The sequence below is a fragment of the Streptomyces thermovulgaris genome (assembly GCF_002155915.1).
Taxonomy (GTDB): Bacteria; Actinomycetota; Actinomycetes; order Streptomycetales; family Streptomycetaceae; genus Streptomyces; species Streptomyces thermovulgaris.
Window position 1 is genome coordinate 1 of record NZ_MUME01000383.1, and the last position, 1,234, is coordinate 1,234.

General features: G+C 71.1%; 1 protein-coding gene. It reads right to left on the bottom strand.

Annotated elements, in window-relative coordinates:
• Positions 1-112: 112 nt before the first annotated feature.
• The gene (locus CCN35_RS24740; protein ID WP_086794396.1) at positions 113-1,135 is read right to left on the bottom strand and encodes a hypothetical protein; all 1,023 of its coding nucleotides are present in this window, start codon (positions 1,133-1,135) and stop codon (positions 113-115) included.
• Positions 1,136-1,234 lie beyond the last annotated feature (99 nt).

Below are 1,234 nucleotides of genomic sequence, written 5' to 3' on the forward strand. Positions count from 1 at the left end.
GGATGCCGGTGCGGGAGGCGGGGCTACCGATGCCGGAGGGGGCGGAGTGCGCCTTCAGAAGCCCCACCAGGGCTCCCACGAGGACGGTGAAGGCCCCGTCGGGCGGGCGCGGTCATCGCTGCGTCGCCTTCGCCTGCTCGCGGAGGACGGCCAGAGGGATCGTCCGCGCTTCGGCGGAAGGACCGGCACGGCCCGCGCCGTCCTCGTCCGGCCACGCGGCGAGCTCGGCCAGGGCAGCCGAGGGGGACAGACCCCGGTCGTGTGCGGCCCTCAACCGCTCCAGCCACACCAGCCCGGCACGGTACACGGCATCGTCACCGACATCCCGCGGCTCGAAACTCGCCGCCCCCTCCGCATCCGAGGCCCACAGATGGCCGAGCAGCCCGCCCCGGCCGTCCCGGACCGGCACACACCGCACCTCGCCCCGGACCGTGCGCCGATACCCGATCCGCCCGAACCCCGGAGCGTGCACGAACACGTCGTACCGGGTGGGCACCTCGAAACTCCCCCACACATCCGCGGCCCTGCCGTCCTCGTCGAAGAAGTTCTCGGCCCCGGTCCCGGTCGGCCTCGCGAAGCAGGTCGGGTCATCCGGATCCGTCTCCGAACCGAGCACCTCCGAGAGCTCCCGCAGCAGCGCCGACAGACGAGGCGCGTTCGCGGCATGGATCTCCGGCTGGGGACGCCCCATCAGGTCGTGGGCCAGCCACACGTCGGTGTGCGTCGCCAACTCGACACCGGCAAAACCGGCGAACGACGAGGCGCTCAGCTGGAAGAGGCTTTCCAGCCGCGCCTCTTCACCCTCGGCGTTCACCACCACCGTGCCCGGGCACTCCACGAACCCGTCCACGGCCCCGATCCCGCCTGCCCGCAGCGCCGCCCTGACCCGGCCGGCCATCGGCACAGCGGCCTTCGGCCCCGGCGAACCCGCCGTGAGCCGTCCTTGGAACAGAAAACTGTTCGCCCTGCCCGCCTCGGTGACGGACACACGCACCACCGGTTCACCCGTCGCAAACCGGTGTTCCGCCAGTACGGCGTACGCGGCCAGCACATCGCGCAGACAGCAAGTCAACGGGTCGGACGTCTCGTCGTCACGGGCCCAGCTCCATCGGGCGACAGGCGTAGAAGCGATCACAGCGCTCCTTGCGAAGCGCGGCGAACCGCAGTGAGGTTTTCTCAACGCCTTTCGTTCCATGCGTTGTTGAGGACGAGAGCGGCCTGAGCGATGGCTCCG